Genomic DNA, 2,894 nt, shown 5'->3' on the forward strand with positions numbered 1-2,894 from the left:
TGGAGGAGAATGCTGTTTTAGTGGTTTCTTTTCTGGGTTACAAAACCAGAGAAGTGGCTGTCAGTAACCAGACCAATCTTAACATTTCACTTACAGAAGACCTCGCTTTACTGGAAGATGTCGTTGTTGTAGGTTACGGAACGACTAAAAGAAAGGATCTGGTCGGATCTGTTTCTACCATAAATGCAGATGAAATGCGGAAACAAGTGGCGACCAATTTTACGCAGGGCCTGGTTGGCCAGGCGGCAGGTGTACAGGTGAGCAGACCCAACGGTATCCCAGGTTCCGGCGCTTCCATCAGAATCAGGGGAATGTCTACCGTTTCTGGTGTTAACGATCCTTTATTTGTTATTGACGGAATCCCTGTGCAGCTCTATAACGGAGGTGGGGCAGATGCCCTTCGGTTTGCTCCAGCCAATGGGTTAATGGACCCGCTGGCTGGAATCGATATGAACGATATCGAAAACGTAGAGATCCTTAAAGATGCCACCGCAACTGCGATCTATGGCTCAAGAGCAGCCAACGGGGTGATTATTGTGACAACAAAAAGAGGGAAGGCAGGACAGAAGCCTGTTTTTAGTTTCAACTATGATGCCTCTATAGACAAGCAGAATAAATTTTACAACGTGCTATCTGGTCCTGATTATGTGAAATTCATGAAAGATACATATGCAGCTGCGGGTCAGAATATTGATGATGAAACTTTCCCCGGAACAGGCAATACCGACTGGCAAAGAGCAGTTACCCAAACCGGCGTGGTACAAAATATGAATATGAGTCTGTTGGGGGCTTCCAATGATGGCGGGACTAATTATGGGTTCTCTGCTGGCTTGACAGATCAGAAAGGGATTTTAGTGAATACAGGATTTAAACGCTACTCTCTGCGGGCAAATGTAGAATCCAAAGTCTTTGATATTTTTAAAGTGGGGACGAATTTGAATTACAGCTCTATCCGACAAACAGGAGGCTCTTCAATCATTTATGCCAACTATGGTACGGCAACCTACCGGCCAGACCTGCCAATTTTTAATCCAGATGGGAGTTATGCAAACGACGGCCAGTCTGATAACCCGATGGCCAGCAGGCAAAGTACTGATGTTAACCAAAGCCAGCGGCTATTGGCTACCCTGTATGCGGAACTTGAAATCATGCCGGGATTAAAAGCAAGGTCATCTCTGTCCTATGATATTAACGACAATACCGGGTATCTATATACACCAAGCTGGATGCTGCAAGAATCTCAATATGGAGAGAAGGGCAACCGGACGGATAGAATATTTAAGTACACCAATAGGGTCTTTGACAATACACTTACCTATGCAAAGGTCTTTAACAGACATCACCTGGATGCGGTTGCCGGTGCATCATGGACTTTAAATAAAAGCAATTTTACCAATATAAGCAGTATCAATTTTCCAAATGACGATGTGCTCAACAACCTGGGGTCGGCAGGATCTATAAGCGGCTATTCCAGTGATTCGGAAAGCAGTGGGTTAGAGTCCTATTTTATGAGGGCGAATTACAACTATGATGAAAAATATTATTTCACACTAAGCGGAAGAGCCGACAATTCAACCAAATTCGGGCCAGAGTTTCAGTGGGGGTATTTTCCTTCAGCAGGTGTGGCCTGGCGTTTTTCCAAAGAAAAATTTATGAAAGGATTGGACTTCATTGATGATGCGAAAATGAGATTTACCATTGGAAAAACAGGCACTTCTGCCTTTGGAGGATTTGGTTTCCTAACCTTGTTCAATACCGGATATTTTTACAATGGTATTAATGGATTAAGAGCAAATCCGGACAGCGGGCAACCCAATCCAGATATTCATTGGGAAAGTACTACGCAAACCGATGCTGCACTGGAATTGAGTTTTTTTAAGTCAAGGTTAACCGCAGGTATTACTTATTATAAGAAATACACCAAAGGTCTGATTACCGGACCAAGTATCCCCGTTTCCGGAGGCTATACTTTCCAGACCAAAAATCTCGGAGATGTAAGCAACCATGGCTGGGAGATTACATTGGGTGCAACACCGGTTAATGGCGCAGATTTCTCCTGGCGTTCCAATTTTAACATCACCTTTAACCGAAATAAGGTAGAGAAGACTTATGGAACAGCCCTTTATGGTACGCTGCTCCTCACAGAAGGCGAACCATTAAATGGGATTCGTGGATACCGAACCAGCGGATTGTATCAAACGAAGGCAGAAATTGACCAGCTGAATGCCGCTGCCAGAGCCAAAACCGGAAATCCAAATGCATTTTATCAAAATTCACAAACCTCGCCGGGCGATGTTAAATACGTAGATGTGAATGGCGATGGGGTGATCAACAGCAATGACCGGGTTATGCTTGGCTATGCTCAAAACCCAAAGTATTATGGTGGCTGGAACAATACGTTGAGGTATAAAAATTTAGAATTGAGCAGTTTGTTCCAATTCGATGTGGGCAGCAAAGTGCAGAGAGAACAAAATCCAGATTCTTTTCTTGGCTACCAGTACAATGTCTCTACTGCCGTTTTAAATGCCTGGACACCGCAGAATACCAATACAGATCAACCCAGAAATGCCATTAACGGACCTGCACAAAATTCAGATACCAATAACGACAGGTTTATAGAGTCTACGTCTTTCCTGCGCTTAAAAAATGTGCAGCTTAGCTATTTGCTGAAAAACGAGTTGCTGAAAAAGCTGCATGTTTCGCAGCTAAGGTTGTTTGCCGGGATGACCAACCTGTTTACCTGGACAAAATACAAAGGGCTGGACCCGGAAGTGAACAGTGAAAACTCATTTACCGATCATGGAAGGGACACCGCAACTTATCCTCAGGCAAGAAGTGTCACTTTTGGTATGAACTTAAAATTTTAATGAAATGAAGAAGACCTACATATATTT

Annotated in this window: 1 protein-coding gene; it reads left to right on the forward strand. The window is 43.7% G+C overall.

The window, feature by feature from the left end; all coding sequences use genetic code 11:
- On the forward strand, nucleotides 1-2,867 hold a 2,867-nt coding region (locus VNZ46_RS07905; RefSeq protein ID WP_325559530.1), incomplete at its 5' end, for a TonB-dependent receptor.
- Nucleotides 2,868-2,894: the final 27 nt, after the last annotated feature.

This window comes from Pedobacter sp. (assembly GCF_035566355.1).
Taxonomy (GTDB): Bacteria; Bacteroidota; Bacteroidia; order Sphingobacteriales; family Sphingobacteriaceae; genus Pedobacter.